This window comes from Micromonospora sp. LZ37, assembly GCF_059359015.1.
This window is the reverse complement of record NZ_JCADBL010000001.1, coordinates 615207-636801: the sequence shown is the minus strand read 5'-3', so window position 1 is coordinate 636801 and position 21595 is coordinate 615207. Positions and strand designations below refer to the sequence as shown.

The following is a 21595-nucleotide window of genomic DNA, read 5'->3' as shown; positions in this document are numbered from 1 at the left end:
GGAACTCGGCGGCGACCCAGCGTGTCACCCGGCCCGCCAACCCCTGACCGACCGACCTGACGAGGCACCATGAGCATCAGCACCCCGGGCGGCCCGCAGCGCCGTCCCACCGTGGTCAGCACCGGCAAGAAGCCGGCGGCTGGCCGGCCCGCGCCCGGCGCCAAGCCCGGGGCCGGCAAGTCGGCGGGCAACCCCCGCCCGACCTCGGGAGGCAAGGGCCCCCGTAAGCCGGTCACCCCGGTGAAGGTGAGCAGCGGCCGTGCCTGGGGGCCGATCGCCCTGTTCGTCGCCGTCGGCGTACTGGCCGTCTCGATCATCGGGTACGGCTCCTGGGCGGCATTCAAGGGCTCCCGTAGCTGGGAGGACCGGGCCGCCGACATCAGCGGGATCGTCAACTTCCGCGAGAAGGACCCCGAGAGCCTCAAGTACGAGAGGCACACCTCCGGCCCGCTCCAGTACAAGTACAACCCGCCGGTCGGTGGCGGACACAACAACGCCTGGCAGAACTGCATGGGTGACGTCTACGACGCCCCGATCGCCAACGAGCACGCGGTGCACAGCCTGGAGCACGGCGCGGTCTGGGTCACCTACCGGTCGGACCTGCCCAAGGACCAGGTGGAGAAGCTGGCCGACCGGGTGCGCGGCGTTGAGAAGACGATGATGAGCCCGGTCGACGGCCTCGACAAGCCGGTGTCGCTCCAGGCCTGGGGCTACCAGCTCAAGGTCGACGACGCGGGCGACGGTCGGATCGACGAGTTCATCAAGGCGCTCCGGGTGAACGCCTCCATCGAGGGCCCGACCGCCCTGTGCAACCAGGGCGTCACGGCCACCGGCACCACGCCGCGCGACCTCCAGCCGACGCAGTAGGGAACGCCTCTGATGTCTGTTTCCGCCATGACGGAGGACGAGACCACCCCGGCCGTCGACACCGACGGCCGGGGGGCCACCCGCCGCACCGGCACCCTCGCGCTGCTCGCCGCCGTCGTGGTCGGCCTGCTCCTCGGGTACGCCGGTGGCCTCCTGACGCCCGGGCTCACCCGCCCCGGCGACACCTCCGTCGAGGCGGGCTTCGCCCGGGACATGACCACCCACCACACCCAGGCGGTGGAGATGGGCCTCACCGCGTACCGCTCGGCGACCCTGCCGGCGGTGCGTCAGATGGCCGTCGACATCGCCACCGGGCAGCAGGGCGAGATCGGTGCCATGCAGACCTGGCTGCGGCAGTGGGGGCTGGCCCCGACCGGCTCGCAGCCGCCGATGGCCTGGATGCCCGACGGCCGGGAGGCGCTCCGCGACGGGCTGATGCCGGGTATGGCCTCCAGCGAGGAGATGAAGGCGCTGCGCGAGGCCCAGGGGATCGCGGTCGACCAGCAGTTCCTCCGGCTCATGATCGCCCACCACCTGGGCGGCATCCACATGATCGACGCCGTGCTGGACGCCACGGACGACCCCGAGGTGGTCCGGCTCGCCACCACGATGAAGTCGACCCAGCAGAACGAGCTGAACAACCTGTTGGACCTGCAGAAGCAGGCGAAGGGCTGAGGCAGCCGGCACCCGCGAGGGCCGTCCTCTCTCCGGTGGAGAGGGGGCGGCCCTCGTCGTCACGGCGCACCTCCCGACCGCCGGTGGGTTGACCGGCGCAGCGGCACCCCCTGCGGTAGGAGGGTGCGGTGCCGGCCGGAGCCGGCCGCCTGCCACCAGGGCCCGGCGCTACCGTCCCGCCGCACCAGCAACAGCAGTAGCGGCCGAGCTGTTCGGCCCGGTCGGCGACGCTCTCCGCGTCGCCGAAGAGCCGGAACGGGGCCAGCACCCGGGTTCGCCCACACCACGGTCGCGCAGCCGGCGCGGAGCATGCGGCCCGGGTCCGCACCGGCCCCGACCAGCATCCCGACGACGGCGACGACCGCGATCGGCAGGAGCACGTTGTCGAGGCCGGCGAGGATGCTGCCCGGGCGGTACAGCGTGTGGTTCGGCGGCGGGAGGAGCACCCCGGACGTGGCGACCGCGATGAGGGTCAGGTGCGCCGCGGCCACCCACTGCGCCGTGCCGGTGAGGCGGACCCGCGTCCAGAGCCCGAGCAGGAACAGGGCCGCGACCGCCCCGTAGACGCTCACCTCTTCCGTCCGCAGACCCGGCGCGAGGTACGGACCGAACGCGCCGAGGGTGAGCGTCACGACGCACAGCCGGGCCCAGCGGGTGGTTCCGGGGGAGGCCCGGCCGGGGCTCGGCGGCGGATGGCACGTCACACAGGTGCAACGACAGGTCGCGGCCGCCGACACCGCGGCGAGAAGCCACCGCTCCCGCCGTACCCACACGGGCGGGTCGCCGGGGGTCCGATATGCACCTTATAGGGCTCGCATCCCTTTCAGCCGCTTCATCGCTTTAGAGGGACTTGGTGAACCTTTTCAGCCATATGGCGTGACCGGTCGTGATTCGTGCTCGTTGCGCAGGACGTGGGGGTTGCACTCAGAGACGCGCGGCGCTCGGTCACCAGCTGGTGCCGACGCCACACCATCGGCGGTGACGGAGCGGTGGCAGCCGTCCGTCGCGGACACCGGCAGGGCGAGTCCGGAACGCTCAGCCGCGACCAGGAACTGGAACTGATCGACGCCCTGCGCGGCGTCCATCCCGACGAGTTCGGGCTGGACGAGGAGCTGTGGACGCGACAGAGCCTCAGCATGCTCGTCGAGCGCCAGTTCGACCTGGCGATGGACTCCGGCACGGTCGGGGCGTACCTGCGGGCCTGGGGGTTGGGTCCGCGGGAGCCGCGGGAGCGGGCCTGCGGGCTCTGCGTCGGCGCGGTGGAGCGGTGGGTACGCAGCGAGTACCCGGCCATCACCCGGGCCGCCCAGGAGCACGCCGCCGAGGTCTACTGGATCGGCCGGGTACGCCTGCGGGGCACCATGCCGGCCGCCGACGTCATCTCGGCGGTGTCGTCCCGGGGCCGGGTCCGGTTCATGGTGACCACGCCCGGCGTCGACGCGCCGCTCCCCCGGGACTTCGTGCTGCGGCTCAGCGGCGCCGAGGAGCGCACCGTGCACCTGATCGTGGACGGCTCCTGGCCTCGCAACGAGTGGCCCCGCCGCCTGCCCCGCCGTATCGCCCTGCACCCCCTGCCCAGCTGCGGCCGAGCCCAGGCCGCCGCCTGACCCACCCACCCCAGCCGCTGATCATGAAGTTTACGGCGGTTTGAAGATCCACATCGCCGCCAACTCCATGATCACCACGGGGGTTCGCGGGCGGGTGGGCGACACGGAGAAGGACAGTGGATACCGATTCGGCGATCGGTAGGGGCGTTTGCTAGTCTTTCCGAGTCGCTGAGCCCCCGTAGCTCAGGGGATAGAGCACCGCCCTCCGGAGGCGGGGGCGCAGGTTCGAATCCTGCCGGGGGCACCACCAACGCGAAGAAGCCCGGACCAGTCGGTCCGGGCTTCTTCGCGTTGGACGTCAACCCCTCATTCCAGGCCATCCTTGCTCAAGAGCCTGACGAGTGGACGGTTCGCCAACAACATGAACTCGATCGCCTCGTCGAGGGTGTCGCCCAGATGCCAGATCACGCCGGGTAACGCGGCTACCACCAGTCCGCTGGCGCCGAAGTAGACGTGCGACCGACAGAGCCACCACCCCAGTGGACTGAACGTCGTGCCGAACATCCTCTCCAGCCGCCGGCACTCGTCCCGGTTCCTCGTGCCAACTCCCAGCGGGTCGACGATGAACGGCTCATCGTTATGGAAGTCCACGCCCCTCACCACGACCGGGCCCACCCGCAGTCCGACGAGGGAGGACAGAACCTCGAGCATCCTGTCATCCAGCCGGTAACCGAGACGGGAGAGTCGAGACGCCTGATCCGCGATGTCCACCCTCCGCTCACTCGACCACCCGCGCTCCGCCAGGGCGGCCCTGGCAGCCGGACCCAGCGACAGCTCCACCGATGCCCACTCCTCCTCCACGATCTGGAGCGACGTCGCCCCGGTCAGCCGCCGCCGGACTCCCGACGGGCCCTCGCGCGGCGTTTCCCCTCGTGCATGGCCTGCACCCGGGCCACCGGGATGGTCCGACCCTCGGCGACCAGGTCGTCCGGGAGCCGCTGCGGCGCCGGCATCGCCTCGGCCCACGGGTCCCGATCGCCGAGCAGGGCCGGGACGGTCCGCACCGTGAAGTCCGCCGGGCTCACCGCGTCCAGGTCGTCCCAGGCCACCGGGAACGAGACCGGCAGGCCGGGCCGCACCCGGGGGCTGTACGTGGCCACCACGGTGGCCCCGCCGGCCCGGGTCGCGTCGACGAAGACCCGCCCGCCCCGGTCCTCCCGGATGAAGGCGGTGGTGGCGAGCGCCGGGTCGAGCCGTTCCGCGTGCACGGCCAGGGCGCGGGTGGCGGCGGCCGCCTCCTCGGCGCTGGTGCCCGCCGCGACCGGCACGAAGACGTGCAGGCCCTTCGCGCCACTGGTCTTCACCGCCCCGGCCAGCCCCGCCTCGGCGAGCGCCCGCCGCACCAGGCGGGCGGCCCCGACGACCGCAGTGAAGGCGTCCCCCTCCGGCGGGTCCAGATCCAGCACCAGGTGGGTGGGGTGCTGGGGATCGGCGACGGTGCTCAGCGTCGGGTGGTACTCGATCGCCCGCTGGTTGGCGAACCAGAGCAGGGTCCGCCGGTCGTCGCAGAGGGCGTACGACACCTGCCGGTGCGACGCCTCGGCCCAGACCGAGGTGCGGCGCACCCACTCCGGGGTGTACTTCGGCAGGTTCTTCTGCATGAACGGGTCCTGGCCGCGCAGCAGCCGGATCACCGACAGCGGCCGGTCCCGCAGGCCGGGCAGGATCCGCTCGCGCACCGCGTCGAGGTAGTCGACCAGGTCCCGCTTGGTGACGTCCCCGCCGGCGAGCAGCGGTTGGTCCAGACTGGTCAGCTTGACCCCGTCCCGCGTCTCCTCCGCCCCGCTCATCACGTCACCCTCCCCGCCACAGCGGCCCCGGTCAACCAGGGCGGCCGACGGATACCTCCGTGGAGCGATGCCCGGGCCGATGGCGCGGTCATAGCGTCACCGCATGTCCCGACCTCACGGTAGATCAGTCCCCGTGCGCCGGCTGCTCGGCGCGGCGCTGGCCCTCTTCGGTGTCTTCGTCCTCTTCGGCGGGCTCTTCGTGCCCCTGCACGTGATCCTCCGCGAGCCGGCCGTGGTGCCGGCGCCGGAGTCCTGGGTGGCGGGGTGGCTGATCCTGCTCGGCCTGGCTCTCGCTGCGTGGCCCCGGCGCGACCGGCCGGGGACGTGACCTCCCGCCGCCGCTTCCTCCGCCTGGCCGGACTGGCCGGCCTGGCCACCGTGGTGCCTGCGGGCGCGCTGGCCGGGCACGTCTGGGTCACCGCCGGTCGCGGCAACGTCGGCCGGGTGCGGTTCGACCGGCCGCTGGCCGTGCCGCCGGTCGCCACGCCCCGCCGGGACGCCGCCGGTCGCATCGTCCACGAGCTGGCCCTGCGCGCCGGCACCACCGAGCTGCTGCCCGGACGGAGCACCCCCACCTGGGGCGCCAACGGCAGTTACCTCGGCCCGACGCTGCGGATGCGCCGGGGGGAACTGGTGGCCCCCCGGGTCCGCAACGACCTGCCGGAGGCCACCACCCTGCACTGGCACGGGATGGAGCTGCCGGCCGTCGCCGACGGCGGCCCGCACCAGCTGGTCCCGCCCGGCGGCACCTGGCAGCCGTCCTGGCGGATCGACCAACCGGCCGCCACGCTCTGGTACCACCCCCACCCGCACGGCTCCACCCGGCACCACGTCCACCGCGGCCTGGCCGGGATGATCCTGGTCGACGACGACCGGGCGGCGGGTCTGCTCCCGGAGCGCTACGGCGTCGACGACATCCCCCTGGTCCTGCAGGACCGGACCGTGACCGACGACGGCGGTACGGACACCGACGGCATCGACTTCGGTGGCACCGACATCGTGGGACTGCTCGGCCGGGACGTCTTCGTCAACGGCACCTGGGGGCCGGTGCTCCGGGTGACCACGCAGCGGGTCCGGTTGCGGGTGCTGAACGCCTCGAACGCACGGGTGTACGACCTCGCCCTCGCCGACGGTCGCCCCTTCCACCTGGTCGGCTCCGACCAGGGGCTGCTGCCCGCGCCGGTGGAGACCGACCACGTCCGGGTGAGCCCCGGCGAACGCGTCGAGCTGGTGGTCACCGTCCGGCCGAGCGAACGGTTGCTGCTGGTCAGCCGCCCGCCGGAGCTGGGGGCGAACGTGCTCTACGACCGGCTGGCCGGCGGCGACGACGAGTTCCACCTGCTCCTGCTCGCCGCCGACGGGCAGCTGGCGCCGTCGGTCCCGCTACCGGCGCGCCTGCCGGCCGCCGCGCCGGTCGCGCAGCCGCCCCGGGGCCACCCCGACCGGCGGTTCGACCTGGGCGACTTCACCATCAACGGCCGGACGATGGACCTCGGCCGGATCGACTTCGCGGTGCCACTCGGGACCACCGAGCGGTGGCGGATCCGCAACCGGCAGGGGGTGCCGCACAACTTCCACGTGCACAACGCCGCGTTCACCGTCAGCGGGGCGACCACGCCCGACATGCGCGGTCGCAAGGACACCGTCTTCGTCGCGCCGGGCACCGAGGTGACCCTCCTGGTCAGCTTCGGACAGCACGCCGACGCGACCCGGCCGTACATGTTCCACTGTCACCTGTTGGCGCACGAGGACGCCGGCATGATGGGACAGTACGTCGTCGTAGCGCCCGGGACGGAGGGCCAGGTGAACCCGACGAACCTGATTCCGCACCCGCACCCGTGAGGCTCCGGGACGCGGCAGCCGCCGGCCTCGTCGCCGGGTCGGTCTGGCTGGCGGTGGACATCGCCGTCGAACCGGCCAGCCGGTCGCCGGGGCTCGCCGGCTGGGCCCTCGGCGGGGTGCTGGGCGCCCTTCAGCTGGCCGGGCGGCGTCGACCGGTGCCGGTGCTGGCGCTCTCCGCCGCGGTGGTGGTCGGCTACCACGTGGCCGGCTTTCCGGCGATCGGGCTGGGTTGGCCGTTGCTGGTGCCGTACGCCCGGGCCGCCACCGCCGGGCGGCTGCTCCCCGCCGCGCTGATCGCCGTCGTGATCAGCGTCGGTGACATCGGTTGGCGGACCGGCGCCGAGGGCGAGCCGGTCCTGCCGGTCCTCGTCGGTGAGGCGCAGACGCTGATCGTCGTCGGCCTCGCGCTGGCCGTCGGCGAGGCCGCCTGGCAGCGGCGTCGCTGGGCGGGCGAGGTGCGGGACCGGCTAGCCCGGGCCGCCGAGGAGAACCGGCGGGTGGCCGCCCAGCGGATGGCCGAGCAGCGCCTCGCGGTGGCGGCGGACCTGCACGACGTGGCGGCCCACAGCCTGGTGGTGATCGGGCTGCAGCTGCGGATCGCCGAGGAGACGGTGACCGCGGACCCGCCGGCCTGCCGGGCGGCGGTCGCCGCGGCGCTGGCCGCCCACGACGAGGCGCTGCGGGAGACGACGAGGACGGTCCGGCTGCTGCGCGGCGGGAGCGACGGGGACGGCGCGGCGCCGCTCGCCCCGGCGCCCGGCCTGGCCGACCTGGACCGTCTCCGGGCGGTGGCCGGGGCGGCGGGGGTGGAGCTGGAAGTGCGGATCAGCCCCGGATCCGAGCTGACCGGCTCGGTGGCGCTCGCGGTCTACCGGATCTGCCAGGAGGCGCTGACCAACACCATCCGGCACTCCGGTGCCAGGCGGGCCCGCCTGGTGGTGGAGCACGCCGGGGACGGGGTGCACCTGCGCTTCGACGACGACGGCCGCCCCGGCGCGCTGCCCGCGCAGGGCGGCCACGGCCTCGCCGGGATGTCCGACCGGGCCCGCAGCGTCGGCGGTCGGCTGCGGGCCGGGCCGGGCCCGGAGCGGGGATTCCTCGTGGAGGCGTGGCTGCCGGCCGAGCCGGGGGCGTCCCGATGACCGTCCGGGTGCTGCTCGCCGACGACCAGCAGGCGGTGCGGGACGCGTTGCGGTCGCTGCTGCACCGCACCGACGACCTCCTGGTGGTGGGCGAGGCCCGCGACGGTGCCGAGGCGGTGGCGCTGAGCGGGCACCTGCGGCCCGACGTGGTGCTGATGGACGTGCGGATGCCGGGCACGGACGGCATCGCGGCGACCCGGGCGATCGTGGGCCGCTCCGCCGAGCACCCCACCCGGGTGATCGTCCTGACCACCTTCGACCTGGACGAGTACGTCTTCGCCGCGCTCCGCGCCGGGGCGAGCGGGTTCCTGCTCAAGAACGCCCCACCGGACACGCTGCGCCAGTCGGTGCGGGTGGTGGCCGCGGGTCAGGCGCTGCTCGACCCGGCGGTCACCCGACGGGTCATCGAACGGTACGCCGAGCCACCCCGGCCGGCCGAGGCCGAAGCCCTGGACCGGCTCACCGCTCGGGAGCGGGAGGTGGCGTTCCTCATCGCCGCCGGGCTGAACAACGAGGAGATCGCCGGCCACCTGGTGATCAGCGAGTGGACGGTGAAGACGCACGTCCGCCACATCCTCGACAAGCTCGGTGCCCGGGACCGGCTCCACGTCGCGATCGCGGTGCACCGGGCCGGTCCGGGCGTACCCGGGGTGGGGCCGGACCGGCCCGGGTGACGCCGCACGCCGGCCGGACCCCGACCCCGTCCCCGCGCCGATGCCGCTCACGCTTCGTCGCCACGGGGCATCCTGTGTGACCATCGGGCCGAGCGGAGGGAGGCACTGTCGTGTCCCATCGCTGACCGGGTGGGCCGAGCGGCACCGGGCGGCGATCAGCGCGGCCCGGGCGGCGTACGACCGGGAGCACCGGCGGGACTGACTCAGGCGGCCACCGTCGCGTCCCACTCGATGTGGTGGTCGTAGAGCCAGGCGAGGGAGGCCCCGTCGTCCTTCGCGACCCGCTTCGCGATGATCGGCAGGGCGATGTCCCGGAGCACCCGGGCGACCGGGCCGGCGGCCTTCGTGCTGCTGGTCCTCCTCCCCTGGACCACCACCTTCTCCACCCGCCCCCGGCGCAGCCGCTCGTACGCGGTGAAGGCGGCCGGGACGTCCGGCAGGTCGCGCAGGCACCGGGCGAGCACCACCGAATCCTCGAACGCCATCGCCGCGCCCTGCCCCGAGGAGGGTGCGGCGGTGTGCGCGGCGTCGCCGATGACGATCATGCGGTCGCGGTGCCAGGTGGGCACCGACGGCAGGTCGTAGGTGGGCCAGCCGTACCGGATCACCTCGGTGTTCTCGACGATCGTCGACGCCGGACCGACGTCGCCGGCGAAGAGTGCCCGCAGCCGGTTCCGCCCCTCCTCCGACCCGATCGCGGCGAGCTGCGCCGGGGTCAGCTCCACCGGCTGGGGCGGGTTGGCGAACCACCAGACCTCGTCGCCGCCGACCGGGATCCAGCAGAAGAAGCACCGCCGCCCGAAGACCATGTGCATCACCCCGCGCTCTCCCGACAGCCCCGGCACGTGGGCCCGGCCGCTGGCGTTGAGCAACGGCACGTACCGCGGCGGGGGTGCCGCCGGGTCGATGATCTGCCGGGTCCGCGAGCGCAGCCCGTCCGCGCCGACCAGCAGGTCACCCTCGGCGGTCCGGCCGTCGGCGAACCGGGCCCGCACGCCGGACCCGGCCGGCTCGGCGTCCACCAGGCGTGCGCCGTGCACGATCGGCACGCCTCGCCGGACGGCCTCGTCGCGCAGCGCACGGTAGAGGTCGGAGCGCTGGATGGTGGTGCTGCCCAGGTCGCGGGTGCGGGTGCCGGCGGTGCCGAACTCCCCGAGCCGGCGGCCCCGGTGGTTGTACATCGCCATCCGGGCAGTGGGGTGGCCGAGCCCGGCGACCAGGTCGGCCAGGTCGACCGCCCGCAGGGCGTCCACGCCGTTGACCGAGAGGGTGAGGAAGGCGCCGACACCGACGGCGTCCCGCTCGTACGCCTCGTAGACGGCCGATTCGATGCCCGCGCGTCGCAGGGCCATGGCGGCGACCGGGCCGGCGATGCCGCCACCGATGACGAGTGCTTTAGTCATGTCATGACTATACATAGAATGACTATGATGCAGAAGGGCGCCACCTAAGGTGATGGCATGGCAGCCCGCGCCCACCGCCACTCGCCGCTGGCGATGATGGTGCTCGCCCTCCTGGTGGAGGAGCCGATGCACGCGTACCGGATGCAGCAGCTCATCCGGGAGCGCGACAAGCAGGACGTCGTCAACGTCGCGCAGCGCAACAGCATCTACCAGGCGATCGAGCGGCTGCTCCGGGACGAACTCGTCCGGGTCAGCCACACCGCGCGGGACGAGCGCCGCCCGGAGCGCACGGTCTACGAGCTCACCGACGCCGGCCGGCGGACGCTCGACCGCTGGCTGGTCGAGGCGCTGGCCACCCCGGCGCGGGAGTTCCCCGAGTTCCCGGCGGCGCTCTCCTTCCTCCCGCTGCTACCCCCGGCCGAGGCCGCCCGGCAGCTCGAACGTCGCGCCGAGACGCTCGCCGCGCGGCTGCGCGAGCGGGAGGCGCTGCTGGCCGCCGTCGAGCTGCCCCGGCTCTTCCTCGTCGAGGACGAGTACCGGCTGGCGGTGACGCGGGCCGAGCTGGACTGGGTGCGGGCCCTCGCCGCCGACCTGCGCACCGGGACGCTCACCTGGTCCGGGGAGTGGCTCGCGGGCTGGACCGGGGGCGGGCCCGACCCGGAGTGAGCACGGGTGTGGCGAAGGCCACCCCACTAGTCTGACCGATCGGTCAGGCACTGACCGATCGGTCAGGCATGCTGGAACGCATGGCTCGAGCGGTACCCGAGACCCACGGCGAGATCCTCGCCGCGGCGGCGCGGCGCTTCGCGGTGACCGGCTACCGGGGCACCTCGTTGCAGGACATCGCCCGCGAGGTGGGCTGCTCCAAGGCGGCGGTGCTCTACCACTTCGCCAACAAGGAGGCGCTGCTCGCGGCGCTGATGGCGAAGCCGATCGAGGTCCTCGTCGAGCTGGACGAACGGGTCACCGGGCTCACCGGCGACCGCGCCCAGCGCGCCGCCGCCGAGGGCTTCGTCGACCTCGCCGTGCGCTTCCGCCGGGAGATCGCGCTGCTCCGCGGCGAGTTCCCCGAGCTGCTGGCGCAACCGGCCTTCGCGCACGTCCAGCAGATCTCCGAACGGCTCCTCGACGCGCTCGCCGGCCACAGCGACCGGGTGGAGGCCCGGATCACCGCGCTGGTCCTGCTCGCCGGGATCCCCGAGGCGTGCGCCGAGTTCGTCGACGTGCCCGACGACGAGCTGCGACCGGCCCTGCTGGCCATGGCCCGGCGGGCGGTGGCACCGATCGACCCACCCATCCCCGAGTGAGGACAAGGATCTGATGGCGACCCTGCTGTACCGGCTCGGCCGGGCCTCGTTGCGCCGCCGGCGACTCGTCGTCGCCGTGTGGCTCGTCGTGCTCGTCGGCCTCGGCTTCGCCGCGGCGACCCTGCGCGGCCCCACGGCCAGCAACTTCACCATGCCCGGCACCGAGTCGCAGCGCGCGCTCGACCTGCTCGCCGACCGGTTCCCGGCGGCCAGCGGGGCCACCGGCACCATCGCGGTCAAGGCCCCCGCGGCCGGCCAACTGGCCACCCCGGAGGGGCAGGCCGTGGTCAAGGGGATCGTGCAGCAGGCGGCCACGCTGCCCGGCGTGGTCGGCGCCGTCGACCCGTTCCAGGTGCAGGCCCTCTCCCCCGACGGCCGGTACGCCCTGGTGCAGGTGCAGTTCGCCACCGGCGCCGACGAAATCACCGACGAGCAGCGCGAGGCGTACGAGAAGGTCGGCGCGCGGGCCGCGCCGGGCTGGCAGGTCGCCCCCGGCGGTGAGGTGCTCAACACCGAGCCCGAGGTCGGCTCCACCGAGGCGCTCGGCGTGCTGGTCGCGGCGATCGTCCTGATGGTCACCTTCGGCTCCCTGGTCGCGGCCGGGATGACCATGCTCAACGCGCTGATCGGCGTCGGCGTCGGCATGGCCGGCCTCTTCGCGCTGAGCGGCGCGGTCGAGCTGACCAGCACCGCGCCCATCCTGGCGCTGATGCTCGGCCTGGCCGTCGGCATCGACTACTCGCTCTTCATCACCTCCCGGCACCGGCAGAACCTGCTCGACGGGCTGTCCCCGGAGGAGGCCGTCGGCCGGGCCGTCGGCACCGCCGGCTCCGCCGTCCTATTCGCCGGCGCCACCGTGGTCATCGCGCTGGCCGGCCTCGCCGTGGTCGACATCCCGTTCCTCACCGTGATGGGTCTGGCCGCCGCCGGCACCGTCACCGTCGCCGTGCTGGTCGCGATCACCCTCCAGCCGGCGCTGCTCGGCTTCGCCGGCCGCCGGGTGCTCCCCCGCAAGCTGCGCGGACGGGAGGCGGTCGAGTCCGACGACACCGGCTCGGAGGACCGCTCCGGCTTCGGGTTCCGCTGGGCCCGGTGGACCACCCGCTTCCGGCTGCCGGTCATCCTGGCCGGCCTGCTCGGTCTCGGCCTGCTCGCGCTCCCCGCCCAGGACATGCGGCTGGCGCTGCCGGACGCCGGCACCGCCCCGGAGGGCAGCGCGGCGCGGGTCAGCAACGACCTCATCCGCGAGGGCTTCGGGCCGGGCTTCACCGGCCGGCTCGCGGTCGTCGTCACCGCCGACTCGCCGCAGGCCACCTCGGCCGCCGTACCCCAGGTCACCGCGCTGATCCAGCGCACCGAGAACGTGCTGGCGGTGGCCCCGCCGCAGGTTGACCCCACGGGCCGGACGGCGCTGCTCGGTGTCATCCCGAAGACCGGGCCGACCGACGCGGCCACCGAGACGGTGGTCAACGACATCCGGGCCCAGGTCGGCGGGATCGCCGACGCCGAGGTGCTGCTGACCGGGGTCACCGCGATCGGTATCGACGTCTCCGAGAAGCTCACCGACGCGCTGCCGGTCTACCTGCTCCTCGTGGTCGGACTGTCGATCCTGCTGCTGATGCTGGTGTTCCGGTCGATCCTGGTGCCGGTGAAGGCGGCGCTGGGCTTCCTGCTCACCGTGGCGGCCACCTTCGGCATCACGGTCGCGGTGTTCCAGCAGGGCCACCTCGCCGAGCTGGTCGGCCTGGACACCCCCGGACCGCTGATCAGCTTCCTGCCCATCCTGCTGATCGGCATCCTCTTCGGCCTGGCCATGGACTACGAGGTCTTCCTGGTCTCCCGGATGCGGGAGGACTTCGTGCACGGCGACACCGCCCGGCAGGCCACCATCAACGGGATGGGACACGGCGCCCGGGTGGTCACCGCCGCCGCCCTGATCATGATCTCGGTCTTCGGCGGCTTCGTCTTCCTCGACGACCCGGTGATCAAGTCGATGGGCTTCGCGCTCGCCGTCGGCGTCGCCATCGACGCCTTCGTCGTCCGGATGACCATCGTCCCCGCGGTCATGTCGCTGCTGAACACGAAGGCCTGGTGGCTGCCCCGGTGGCTCGACCGGGCACTGCCCAACGTGGACATCGAGGGCGAGGGGCTGCGCGCCCACCTCGACCGGCAGCCCGCCAAGGTCTGAGCCGGGACGACCGGCCCCCTGCCGCCACCGCGCCGCAGGGGGCCCGGTCAGACCCCCGCCGGGTACGTCTGCATCTCGCCGAGCGAGGTGGCTGCGGACAACGGGTGCAGAGCGGTGGTCTCGTCGCACCAGATGAAGGCGTCGTAGCGGTCGCAGAGCCGGGTCGGCACGTAGTTGCCCCAGGACTCGAAGCTCGGGTCGTACACCACCCCGATCGCCCGGTGGTCGGCGGTGCCGGTCACCCACTCCGGCTGGTCCGGCCCGCCGAAGACCAGCACCGCCCGCTCCGGCATCAGCTCGTGCAGCCGCTGCTCGACCGAGCCCTCCCGGGCCGGCGGCACCACCATCGACTCCGCCGGGGAACCCCAGCGCGGCGCGGCGACGACCGTCCCCCGGTGACCGCCCATGCCGACGAGCACCACGTCGTCCCGGCCGAGCCGCTCACGGCCCAGCTGACCGATGTTGACCAGCCCGTCGGCGGCCATGTCGGTGGCCCGCGCGTCGCCCACGTGGGTGTTGTGCGCCCACACGATCCCCCGCGCGTCCGGGCCGTACTCCGCCAGCAGCCGGTCCAGGGTGTCCGCCATGTGGGTGTCCCGGACGTTCCACGACTCCGGGCCGCCCCGCACCATCGCCCGGTAGTAGCGCTCCGCGCCCGCCACCACCTCGGCGTTCTGCCAGGCCGCGAAGGCCGCCGGGCCGTCCGACGCGGCGTGTTCCCGGGTACGCGCCAACAGGCGCACCACCTCCTCCTCGCAACGCGCGGAGACGAAACGGGCGGCGGCGCCGTACTCCTCGACCCGCTTGCCGTACGGCTCGAAGCACTTGTACGCCTCCTGCGCGGCCTCCAGCGAACGCGGGTCCTCCTCGCCGAGGTAGTCGAAGATGGCCTGCATGGACTCCCAGAGGCTGTAGACGTCCAGGCCGTGGAAGCCGGCCCGCTCCCCCTCCGGCCGGGCCATGTTCCACGCCCGCAGCCAGTGGCAGAACCGGTCCACCTCGGCGTTCGCCCACATCCAGGTGGGCCAGCGGGCGAAGTCCTCCAGGGCGGTCCGTGGATCGGAGGCGCCACCCGGCGCACCGGTGACCGAGCGGTTCACCCGGTCGCAGTCGGGCCAGTCCCCCTCCACCGCCACGAACGAGAAGCCCTGCTCGGCGATGAGCCGGCGGGTGAGCTGCTCGCGGAGCCGGTAGTAGTCGTGACTGCCGTGGGTCGCCTCGCCGATCATGACCACCCGGGCGTCCCGGACGCGCTCCAGCAAGGGGTCGAAGTCGCTCGGCGCGCCGAGCCGCTGAACCAGCATGTGCGCGGCTACCCGGCCACCCCGCCGGGCAAACCGGGGCGGATCGGGGTGTGCCGACGGGCTGGACGGGTAGCCGGCGGGCATGACGGTCACCGGGGTGCAGTTGCAGGAGTACCTGGCCGGGCTCGACTATCCGGTCTCCCGAGAGGACCTGGTCCGCTGGGGTCAGGAGAACGGGGCCAGCACCGAGATGCTCCAGATGCTGCGGGCGTTGCCCGCCGAACAGTTCGCCGACCCGGCGGAGCTGAACGAGGCGCTCGCCACGCTCGCCTGATCCACGGGCGCGTCACCGGCGCGGATCGCGGGCGTGCAGCAGCCGGAACAGCACCAGCCACTGCTCCGGCCAGACCAGCCCGACCGGCGTGCCCGGGTCGAGCCGCGCGGCCCGCAGCGCCCCGTCGACCCGGGCGCGCGGGTGGGCCGTCGACAGCGAGGCCGCGAGCGAGCCGCCGACTCCGCCGAACCCGGTCTCCACCATCCTCCGATACGCCGGCAGCGCCGCCGGTGGCAGCAGCGGTTCGGGCCGGCGGTCGATCCGCAGGATGCCGCCGTCGACGCCGGGAACCGGGCGGAACGCGGTGCGCGGCACCCGACCGGCCAGCCGCCAGTGGTGCTCCGGCCAGGTGAGCACGGTGAGCCGGCTCCACCGGCCGTGGTCACCGCTGCGTTTGCGCGCGTACTCCAGTTGGGTGAGCAGGGTCGCCGCCCGCAGCCCGGGCGCGGCCAGACACCACCGGACCACGGCGGCGGTCAGCGACCAGGGAATGTTGCCGACCACCGAGAAGGGTTCGGCCGGCGGCGTCGCCGCCAGGAAGTCGGCCTGCCGGTGCTCCACCCGGGGCAGCCGCGCGCAGAGGGCCGCCAGGTCCGGGGCGACCACCGGGTCGATCTCGTACGCGACGAGCCGGCCGCACCGGGCGGCGAGCGCCCGGGTCAGCTGCCCCCGGCCGGCACCCACCTCCAGCAGCAGGTCGTCCGGGCCGGGGCGGGCCGCCCGGACCAACCGCGCGGTGGCGGCCGGGTCGGTGAGGAAGTTCTGGGACAGTACGCGACGGGACCGGTCGCGTGCGGTGGTGCGGGGTCGGCGGGGCGCCACGGGGATCGTCCTGTCTGTCGCCGGCCGGCGACGGTACGGACAGGCTGCGCACGGCGGGGCCTGTCCGAGCGGATCGGGACTCGGACGACCCTGGAGTTCGGCGTGGGACGCGACGCCCGCCGCCTGAGGCGCGGACGGATCCGCGGATCAGGCGAGCGGCGATGTGCCGTGGTGGACGCGGCGCACCGGCCGGCGGCGGTCGCCGGCCGGCTGCGGTGCGCGGGTCAGGTCAGGCGCGCCGGAGGTCCCGGCCGGCCAGGGCCGGACGCCGGACTCGCGGACGGGCGACCTGGAGGAGGCCCCGCGCGGCCGGCGTGACGGCCACATCGATCAGGGCATGCGTGAACATGCCGCCAGGCTAGCCACGCGCCGGCCACCCCGCGACACCTTTTCCGCCCGTGACCACGGGGGAAGCGCATGTCTGGTTGGGCGTGATGACTCTGAGGCATACCGATACCTCAGAGTCATCAGGCTCAACCGGCAACAGCCAGCCGGAGGAACACACCCGGGTCCACCCACTCACCAACCCGGCCCGCGGGCCGGACGCGGGGGTCAGACTTCGACGGTGCGGCCCTGGGCGCGGGCGGCCTCGGCGGCGGCCAGCACCGCCACCACCTCCCGGCCGAACCGCACGTCGCAGCGGTGGTCCCGGGTGCCGGCGTCGATCTCCTCCAGCAGCTGGTCGATCGCGGTGCCGTAGGCCGCGAGCGCGCTGCCGTCGCCGGGCGGGACGGTTTCGGTGCCGTTCTCGCCGAAGAAGACGAAGTCGCGGGTCATCGCCTCGGTCGGCGCGTCCAGGGTGAGTGAGAGCGAGCTGGTGGCGCCGCCGTCGTGCGTCAGCAGCAGGTGGACCAGGCCGCTCGGCCCGTCCATCGCCGCCACCCGGTTCACCCGACCGAGCACCGGCAGGATCAGCGACAGGGCGTGCGGGCCGATGTCCCACAGCGCGCCCCGGTCCCGCCGCCACTGCGAGTCGCCGTACGGGTTGCCCGGCTGGTAGATCGAGGCGAACATGGTCGCCCGCGCGTGCTGCCAGCCGCCGGCCGCGGCGGTGGCGGCGAGGAAGCCGGTGACGTTCGGGTGGAACCGCTGGGTGAAGAAGACCACCGAGGCCACCCCGGCGTTCCCGGCCGCGGCGACCACCCGGTCGGCGTCGGCGAGGCTGAGCGCGAGCGGCTTGTCCAGCAGCAGGTGCCGGCCGGCGATGGCGGCCCGGACGGCGATGTCGGCCTGGATGTCCGGCGGGAGCGCCACGGCGATCGCGTCGCAGGCGTCCAGCAGGGCGTCGACGTCGTCGAACGCCGGCACCCCGTGCCGGTCGGCCAGCTCGCCGGCCCGCTGCGCGTTGCGCCCCCAGACCCCGACCAGCTCGGCGCGCGGGTGCGCGTCGATCGCGGCGGCGTGCGTCTCCGCCGCCCAGTGACCGGTGCCGAACAAGCCGAACCGCAGCACGAGTACCCCCGGAGTCGTCGTCCGCCACGGTGGTGCCGTGGCCGTGATCCACGCTAGTCGCCCGGCCCGGCGGGTGCAGCCGACGCGGCCGACCGACCGGGACGCCGGGGATTACTACGACGCTTAGTAGGCTGTGCCGGTGACCGAGACTCCGATCGGATGTCGCCGATGACCAGCGCCGCCGCGGCCGGGTCCCCGGTGGACGGCATCCTCGCGACGGCGACGATCGTGCTGTCGCTCGTACTCGCGCTCTGGAGCCTGGTGGCGGCGGTCCGCCACCGGCCGCCGGACCGGCTCCAGTTCGTCGGCCTGGCCGCCCTGGAGGTGGCGCTGCTCGCGCTGGCCGTGGTGGCGCTGGTCGCGCTCGGCGGCGGCGAGCGGCCGGGCGAGCCCGGCGCCTTCTTCGGCTACCTGGTGACGCTGGTCTGCCTGCCGCCGCTGGCCTGGGTGCTGGCGAAGATGGAACCGACCCGCTGGGGTTCGGCGATCGTCTGCGCGATCTGCTTGGTCACCCCGGTGGTGGTGGTCCGGCTCCAGCAGACCTGGGAGGTCCTCGGTGGTTGAGACCGGTACGCCGGAACGGACCACAAACAAGGGGCCGGGGCGGCTGCTGATCGCCGTCTACCTGCTCTTCGCCATCGCCGCCACCTCACGGGCCGGGCTCCAGCTCGCCACGAAGTTCGACGAGGCGCCGGTGGCGTACCTGCTCTCCGGGCTGGCCGCGGCGATCTACATCGTGGCCGCGGTGGGGCTGGCCCGGGCCGGTCACGCCGGCCGGCGCGTCGCGCTCGCCTGCTGCTCCGTGGAGCTGATCGGGGTTGTCGGGGTGGGCGTGCTCAGCCTGGTCGACGAGGAGCTCTTCCCGGACGAGACGGTCTGGTCGGAGTTCGGCAGCGGCTACGGCTACATCCCGCTGGTCCTGCCCGTCCTCGGCCTGCTCTGGCTCTGGCGCACCCGCCACGACACCGCCTGAGGCGTCCCGCCCGGCAGCGCGCCGGGCGGGACGCGACGGGTCAGTCCTTGGGGCCGCCGGCGACGTAGATGACCTGGCCGGAGACGAAGGACGCGCCCTCGCTGGCCAGGAACGAGATGGTGTGCGCGACGTCCTCGGGCCGGCCGGGGCGGCGGACCGGGATCTCGGCGGCGGCGTGCTGTTGCAGCGCCTCGAAGTCGACCTTCATCCGGGCGGCGGTCGCGGCGGTCATGTCGGTGACGATGAAGCCCGGGGCGACCGCGTTGACCGTCACGCCGAACGGGCCCAGCTCGATGGCGAGGGTCTTGGTGAAGCCCTGCAACCCGGCCTTGGCCGCCGAGTAGTTCGCCTGGCCCCGGTTGCCCAGCGCCGAGGTGCTGGAGAGGTTGACGATCCGGCCCCACTTCCGCTCGACCATGTGCTGCTGGGCGGCCTGGCTGAACAGGAACGCGCCCCGCAGGTGCACGCCCATGACCGTGTCCCAGTCCGCGTCGGACATCTTGAACAGCAGGTTGTCGCGGAGCACGCCGGCGTTGTTGACCAGCACGGTCGGTGCGCCCAGCTCGGCGGCGACCCGCTCGACCGCCGCCTCCACCTGGGCCCGGTCCGACACGTCCGCACCGACGCCGAGGGCCCGGCCGCCGGCGCCGGCGATCGCGTCCACCGTCTCCTTGGTCGCCGACTCCTCGATGTCGACCACGGCGACGGCCATGCCGTCGGCGGCCAGCCGGCGGGCGGTCGCCGCGCCGATACCGCGCGCGGCTCCGGTGACGATGGCGACGCGGGGCTCTTCCGACATGATTACCTCCGGGTAACTTGGCTCGATCGATGGAGCTTAACCCCCGCCGACCGCCGGTCGGCAGGCCCGGAGACGAGCGCCGTCCCGCGACTCGATCGACCAGATGGTCAGCCCCGGCAGAGCCGGATCCACCGGTAGCCGTAGCCGGCCAGCTTGAGCCGGTCGAGCTTGCCCACCTCGCCGTACCCCCGGTCAGCGAGGACGTCGGTCGGCAGGTCCGCCTCGGCGGCGAGGCTGCTCAGGTCGACCTCCACGTCCTCCGTCCCCAGGTTGTGCAGGAAGACCATCGTCCCGGTCGGGCCGTCGGCGCGGTGCGCCAGCACCCCGGCCGGCACGGAGACGTCGATGTGGGTGGTGGAGCCGGAACCGATCTCCGGCGCCTCCCGGAGGGTCCCGATCATCCGCTCGAACCAGGACAGCAGCGACTTGGGGTCGCCACGCTGGGCGGTCACGTTGACCTTCTGGTAGCTGAAGTCACCCTTGTCGATCACCGGCCGGACGAGCTTCTCCGGGTCGGCGGTGGAGAACCCGGCGTTCTCCTTGTACGACCACTGCATCGGGGTGCGGATCGCCTCCCGGCCGGGCAGCGACAGGTCCTCCCCCATCCCGATCTCCTCGCCGTACCGCAGCACCGGCGTGCCGCGCAGCGAGAACTGCAACGCGTACGCCAGCTCGACGCGCCGCCGGTCGTTGCCGAGCATCGGCGCCAGCCGCCGCCGGATGCCCCGGTCGTAGATGCGCATGTCCTCGTCCGGACCGAACTCCGCGTACACCTGGTTGCGCTGTTCGGCGGTGAGCCGGGAGAGGTCGATCTCGTCGTGGTTGCGCAGGAAGGTGGCCCACTGGCCACCGACGGGCAGCAACGGGGTGTCCCGCAGCGCCTCGATCACCGGCTCCGGGTCCTGCCGGGCCAGGGCCAGCATGAGCCGACCGTTGAGCATGAAGTCGAAGAGCATGTGGATCCGGTTGCCGGAGCCGCCGCCGTCACCGAAGAACATCGGCAACTGGTCGGGCTCGACGTTCGCCTCGGCCAGCAGGACCGCGTCGCCGCGCCGCCACTGCACGTGCTGGCGCATCTCGGTGAGGAACTCGAAGTCCTTGGGCGAGTTCGGGTTGCCCGGCTCGGTCAGCTCGATGATGAACGGCACCGCGTCCATCCGGAAACCGGAGACGCCGAGCTGGAGCCAGAACGACATGACCTTCTTGATCTCGGCGCGGACCTTCGGGTTGGCGAAGTTGAGGTCCGGCTGGAACTTGTAGAACCGGTGGTAGAACCACGCCTTGGCGGTCCGGTCGTAGCTCCAGGTCTCGTTCTGCTCGCCCGGGAAGACCATGCCCTGGCGCCGGTCGTCCGGCTCGGTGTCGGACCAGACGTACCAGTCCCGGTACGGCGAGTCGGGCGAGGAGCGGGCCGACTGGAACCAGGGGTGCTCGTCCGAGGTGTGGTTGACCACCAGGTCGATGATCACCCGGATGCCCCGGTTCTGCGCCTGGTGCAGCAGCTCGGCGAAGTCGCCTAGGGTGCCGAAGCGGGGGTCCACGTTGTAGAAGTCCGTGGCGTCGTAGCCGTCGTCCCGGTTGGGCGACGGGTGGATCGGGTGCAGCCAGAGGCAGGTCACCCCCAACCGGGCCAGGTAGTCCAACCGGCCGATCAGCCCTCTGATGTCACCGACCCCGTCGCCGTCGGAGTCCGCGTACGTGTCGATGTCGAGGCAGTAGACGACGGCCTCGGAGTACCACCTGTCACCCATGCCGGATGAACTTCTCCGATCCATCACCGCGGCAAACCCGGCCGGCACGCGGTCGGGCCTCGCGGTCCCGCTCCGACCGGTACCGTTCCGATCATGGAGACCGGACCGGTACCGCCGAGCGAACCGTTGGACTGGGCCCGGGGCGCCTGGCTGCACCCACCGGTGCGCGCCGAACACGGCCCGGCGGGCGAGCTGGTGGTCGAGCCGGCCGCGGAGAGCGACTTCTGGCGGCGGACCAGCTACGGCTTCGTGCACGACAACGGGCCGGCCCTGCTCGCGCCGCTGCCGGTCGGCAGTGCCATGGAGGTGAGCTTCGCCCTCGACCTCACCGGACAGTTCGACCAGGCCGGCGCGCTGGTCCGGGTGGACGAGCGCACCTGGGTGAAGACCGGCGTCGAGCTGAGCGACGGTGAGCTCCAGCTCGGTGCGGTGGTGACCCGGGAGTTCTCGGACTGGTCGCTGGCGCCGGTGCCGGAGTGGGCGGGGCGGGAGGTGACCGTCCGGGTCAGCCGGGCCGGGGACGCGTTGACCGTCCGGGCCCGGGTGGACGACGAGCCGTGGCGGCTGGTCCGGCTCGCCCCGCTGGACCCGGCGGCCGAGGCCACGGCCGGGCCGTTCTGCTGCTCGCCGATGCGGGCCGGGCTGACCGTCCGCTTCACCGGGTGGCGTCAGGGGCCCGCCGACCGGGAGCTGCACCCCTCGACCTGACCGCACCGCGGAGTGGG

General features: G+C 73.5%; 22 protein-coding genes, 1 tRNA gene and 1 pseudogene. 15 read left to right on the top strand and 9 right to left on the bottom strand.

What is annotated here, in order from left to right; all coding sequences use genetic code 11:
* Positions 1 to 69: 69 nt before the first annotated feature.
* A complete protein-coding gene (locus AC5L3Z_RS03030; protein ID WP_494839275.1) occupies positions 70 to 867 on the top strand; it encodes a thioredoxin-like domain-containing protein in 798 nt (265 codons plus the stop codon).
* Positions 868 to 879: 12 nt separating this feature from the next.
* Positions 880 to 1542, top strand: a complete 663-nt coding sequence (locus tag AC5L3Z_RS03025) for a DUF305 domain-containing protein (RefSeq protein WP_494839273.1) — start codon at positions 880 to 882, stop codon at positions 1540 to 1542.
* A gap of 59 nt (positions 1543 to 1601) precedes the next feature.
* Here AC5L3Z_RS03025 and AC5L3Z_RS03020 read toward each other — a convergent pair whose 3' ends face one another.
* Positions 1602 to 2174 (bottom strand): hypothetical protein, encoded by a 573-nt coding sequence (locus tag AC5L3Z_RS03020; protein ID WP_494839272.1) that lies wholly within the window; start codon positions 2172 to 2174, stop codon positions 1602 to 1604.
* 279 nt (positions 2175 to 2453) lie between these two features.
* Between AC5L3Z_RS03020 and AC5L3Z_RS03015 the strand changes: the two genes are divergently transcribed.
* A complete protein-coding gene (locus tag AC5L3Z_RS03015; RefSeq protein ID WP_494839271.1) occupies positions 2454 to 3149 on the top strand; it encodes a winged helix-turn-helix domain-containing protein in 696 nt (231 codons plus the stop codon).
* 172 nt (positions 3150 to 3321) lie between these two features.
* A tRNA-Arg gene (locus AC5L3Z_RS03010) sits at positions 3322 to 3396 on the top strand.
* A 59-nt stretch (positions 3397 to 3455) separates the two neighbouring features.
* On the opposite strand, the gene AC5L3Z_RS03005 is transcribed toward AC5L3Z_RS03010, so the two are convergent.
* A complete protein-coding gene (locus AC5L3Z_RS03005; RefSeq protein ID WP_494839269.1) occupies positions 3456 to 3929 on the bottom strand; it encodes an SUKH-3 domain-containing protein in 474 nt (157 codons plus the stop codon).
* A 44-nt stretch (positions 3930 to 3973) separates the two neighbouring features.
* The gene (gene ligD / locus AC5L3Z_RS03000) at positions 3974 to 4939 is read right to left on the bottom strand and encodes a non-homologous end-joining DNA ligase (protein ID WP_494839268.1); all 966 of its coding nucleotides are present in this window, start codon (positions 4937 to 4939) and stop codon (positions 3974 to 3976) included.
* A gap of 103 nt (positions 4940 to 5042) precedes the next feature.
* Here ligD and AC5L3Z_RS02995 point away from each other — a divergent pair, with 103 nt between their 5' ends.
* The 4 genes from AC5L3Z_RS02995 to AC5L3Z_RS02980 are packed head-to-tail and all read left to right on the top strand — an operon-like array spanning position 5043 to position 8597.
* Entirely contained in the window at positions 5043 to 5267 is a 225-nt protein-coding gene (locus AC5L3Z_RS02995) for a hypothetical protein (RefSeq protein WP_494839266.1), read from the top strand.
* A complete protein-coding gene (locus AC5L3Z_RS02990; protein WP_494839265.1) occupies positions 5264 to 6781 on the top strand; it encodes a multicopper oxidase family protein in 1518 nt (505 codons plus the stop codon). Before AC5L3Z_RS02995 ends, AC5L3Z_RS02990 begins: the two co-directional genes overlap by 4 nt.
* Positions 6778 to 7923, top strand: coding sequence for a sensor histidine kinase (locus AC5L3Z_RS02985; RefSeq protein WP_494839263.1), 1146 nt, complete (start codon positions 6778 to 6780; stop codon positions 7921 to 7923). Before AC5L3Z_RS02990 ends, AC5L3Z_RS02985 begins: the two co-directional genes overlap by 4 nt.
* On the top strand, positions 7920 to 8597 hold the full coding sequence (locus AC5L3Z_RS02980) for a response regulator (protein WP_494839261.1): 678 nt from the start codon (positions 7920 to 7922) through the stop codon (positions 8595 to 8597). Before AC5L3Z_RS02985 ends, AC5L3Z_RS02980 begins: the two co-directional genes overlap by 4 nt.
* A 203-nt stretch (positions 8598 to 8800) precedes the next feature.
* Here AC5L3Z_RS02980 and AC5L3Z_RS02975 read toward each other — a convergent pair whose 3' ends face one another.
* Positions 8801 to 10000 carry an FAD-dependent oxidoreductase gene (locus AC5L3Z_RS02975; protein ID WP_494839260.1) on the bottom strand — a complete coding sequence of 400 codons (1200 nt, stop codon included), beginning with the start codon at positions 9998 to 10000 and terminating at the stop codon, positions 8801 to 8803.
* A gap of 57 nt (positions 10001 to 10057) precedes the next feature.
* Here AC5L3Z_RS02975 and AC5L3Z_RS02970 point away from each other — a divergent pair, with 57 nt between their 5' ends.
* The 3 genes from AC5L3Z_RS02970 (at position 10058) to AC5L3Z_RS02960 (ending at position 13495) form a co-directional block, all read left to right on the top strand.
* Positions 10058 to 10666, top strand: a complete 609-nt coding sequence (locus tag AC5L3Z_RS02970) for a PadR family transcriptional regulator (RefSeq protein WP_494839258.1) — start codon at positions 10058 to 10060, stop codon at positions 10664 to 10666.
* Positions 10667 to 10746: 80 nt separating this feature from the next.
* Positions 10747 to 11307 carry a TetR/AcrR family transcriptional regulator gene (locus AC5L3Z_RS02965; RefSeq protein ID WP_494839257.1) on the top strand — a complete coding sequence of 187 codons (561 nt, stop codon included), beginning with the start codon at positions 10747 to 10749 and terminating at the stop codon, positions 11305 to 11307.
* Between the two features lie 13 nt (positions 11308 to 11320).
* Positions 11321 to 13495: an MMPL family transporter gene (locus tag AC5L3Z_RS02960; RefSeq protein WP_494839255.1), complete on the top strand. Its 2175-nt coding sequence runs from the start codon at positions 11321 to 11323 to the stop codon at positions 13493 to 13495.
* Positions 13496 to 13542: 47 nt separating this feature from the next.
* On the opposite strand, the gene AC5L3Z_RS02955 is transcribed toward AC5L3Z_RS02960, so the two are convergent.
* A complete protein-coding gene (locus AC5L3Z_RS02955; RefSeq protein WP_494839253.1) occupies positions 13543 to 14799 on the bottom strand; it encodes an erythromycin esterase family protein in 1257 nt (418 codons plus the stop codon).
* An 82-nt stretch (positions 14800 to 14881) separates the two neighbouring features.
* Between AC5L3Z_RS02955 and AC5L3Z_RS02950 the strand changes: the two genes are divergently transcribed.
* A complete protein-coding gene (locus tag AC5L3Z_RS02950; RefSeq protein ID WP_334533348.1) occupies positions 14882 to 15073 on the top strand; it encodes a DUF2795 domain-containing protein in 192 nt (63 codons plus the stop codon).
* Positions 15074 to 15085: 12 nt separating this feature from the next.
* Here the strand turns inward: AC5L3Z_RS02950 and erm are convergent, their stop codons facing one another.
* Complete coding sequence (gene erm / locus AC5L3Z_RS02945) at positions 15086 to 15895, bottom strand: ErmE/ErmH/ErmO/ErmR family 23S rRNA (adenine(2058)-N(6))-methyltransferase (RefSeq protein WP_494839251.1); 810 nt, start codon at positions 15893 to 15895, stop codon at positions 15086 to 15088.
* 552 nt (positions 15896 to 16447) lie between these two features.
* The gene (locus tag AC5L3Z_RS02940; RefSeq protein WP_494839249.1) at positions 16448 to 17347 is read right to left on the bottom strand and encodes a Gfo/Idh/MocA family protein; all 900 of its coding nucleotides are present in this window, start codon (positions 17345 to 17347) and stop codon (positions 16448 to 16450) included.
* 159 nt (positions 17348 to 17506) lie between these two features.
* Here AC5L3Z_RS02940 and AC5L3Z_RS02935 point away from each other — a divergent pair, with 159 nt between their 5' ends.
* Both AC5L3Z_RS02935 and AC5L3Z_RS02930 read left to right on the top strand, forming a co-directional pair.
* On the top strand, positions 17507 to 17911 hold the full coding sequence (locus AC5L3Z_RS02935) for a hypothetical protein (protein ID WP_494839248.1): 405 nt from the start codon (positions 17507 to 17509) through the stop codon (positions 17909 to 17911).
* Positions 17904 to 18388 (top strand): annotated as a pseudogene (locus AC5L3Z_RS02930) (hypothetical protein). The gene AC5L3Z_RS02935 and the pseudogene AC5L3Z_RS02930 overlap by 8 nt, the downstream one beginning before the upstream one ends.
* Here AC5L3Z_RS02930 and fabG read toward each other — a convergent pair.
* Both fabG and AC5L3Z_RS02920 read right to left on the bottom strand, forming a co-directional pair.
* Positions 18361 to 19119 carry a 3-oxoacyl-ACP reductase FabG gene (gene fabG, locus AC5L3Z_RS02925; RefSeq protein WP_494839246.1) on the bottom strand — a complete coding sequence of 253 codons (759 nt, stop codon included), beginning with the start codon at positions 19117 to 19119 and terminating at the stop codon, positions 18361 to 18363. The pseudogene AC5L3Z_RS02930 and the gene fabG sit on opposite strands and share 28 nt — an antisense overlap.
* A 107-nt stretch (positions 19120 to 19226) precedes the next feature.
* The gene (locus AC5L3Z_RS02920; protein WP_494839244.1) at positions 19227 to 20870 is read right to left on the bottom strand and encodes an alpha-amylase family protein; all 1644 of its coding nucleotides are present in this window, start codon (positions 20868 to 20870) and stop codon (positions 19227 to 19229) included.
* A gap of 93 nt (positions 20871 to 20963) precedes the next feature.
* Between AC5L3Z_RS02920 and AC5L3Z_RS02915 the strand changes: the two genes are divergently transcribed.
* Positions 20964 to 21578, top strand: a complete 615-nt coding sequence (locus AC5L3Z_RS02915; RefSeq protein ID WP_494839242.1) for a DUF1349 domain-containing protein — start codon at positions 20964 to 20966, stop codon at positions 21576 to 21578.
* The last annotated feature ends 17 nt before the right edge of the window (positions 21579 to 21595 follow it).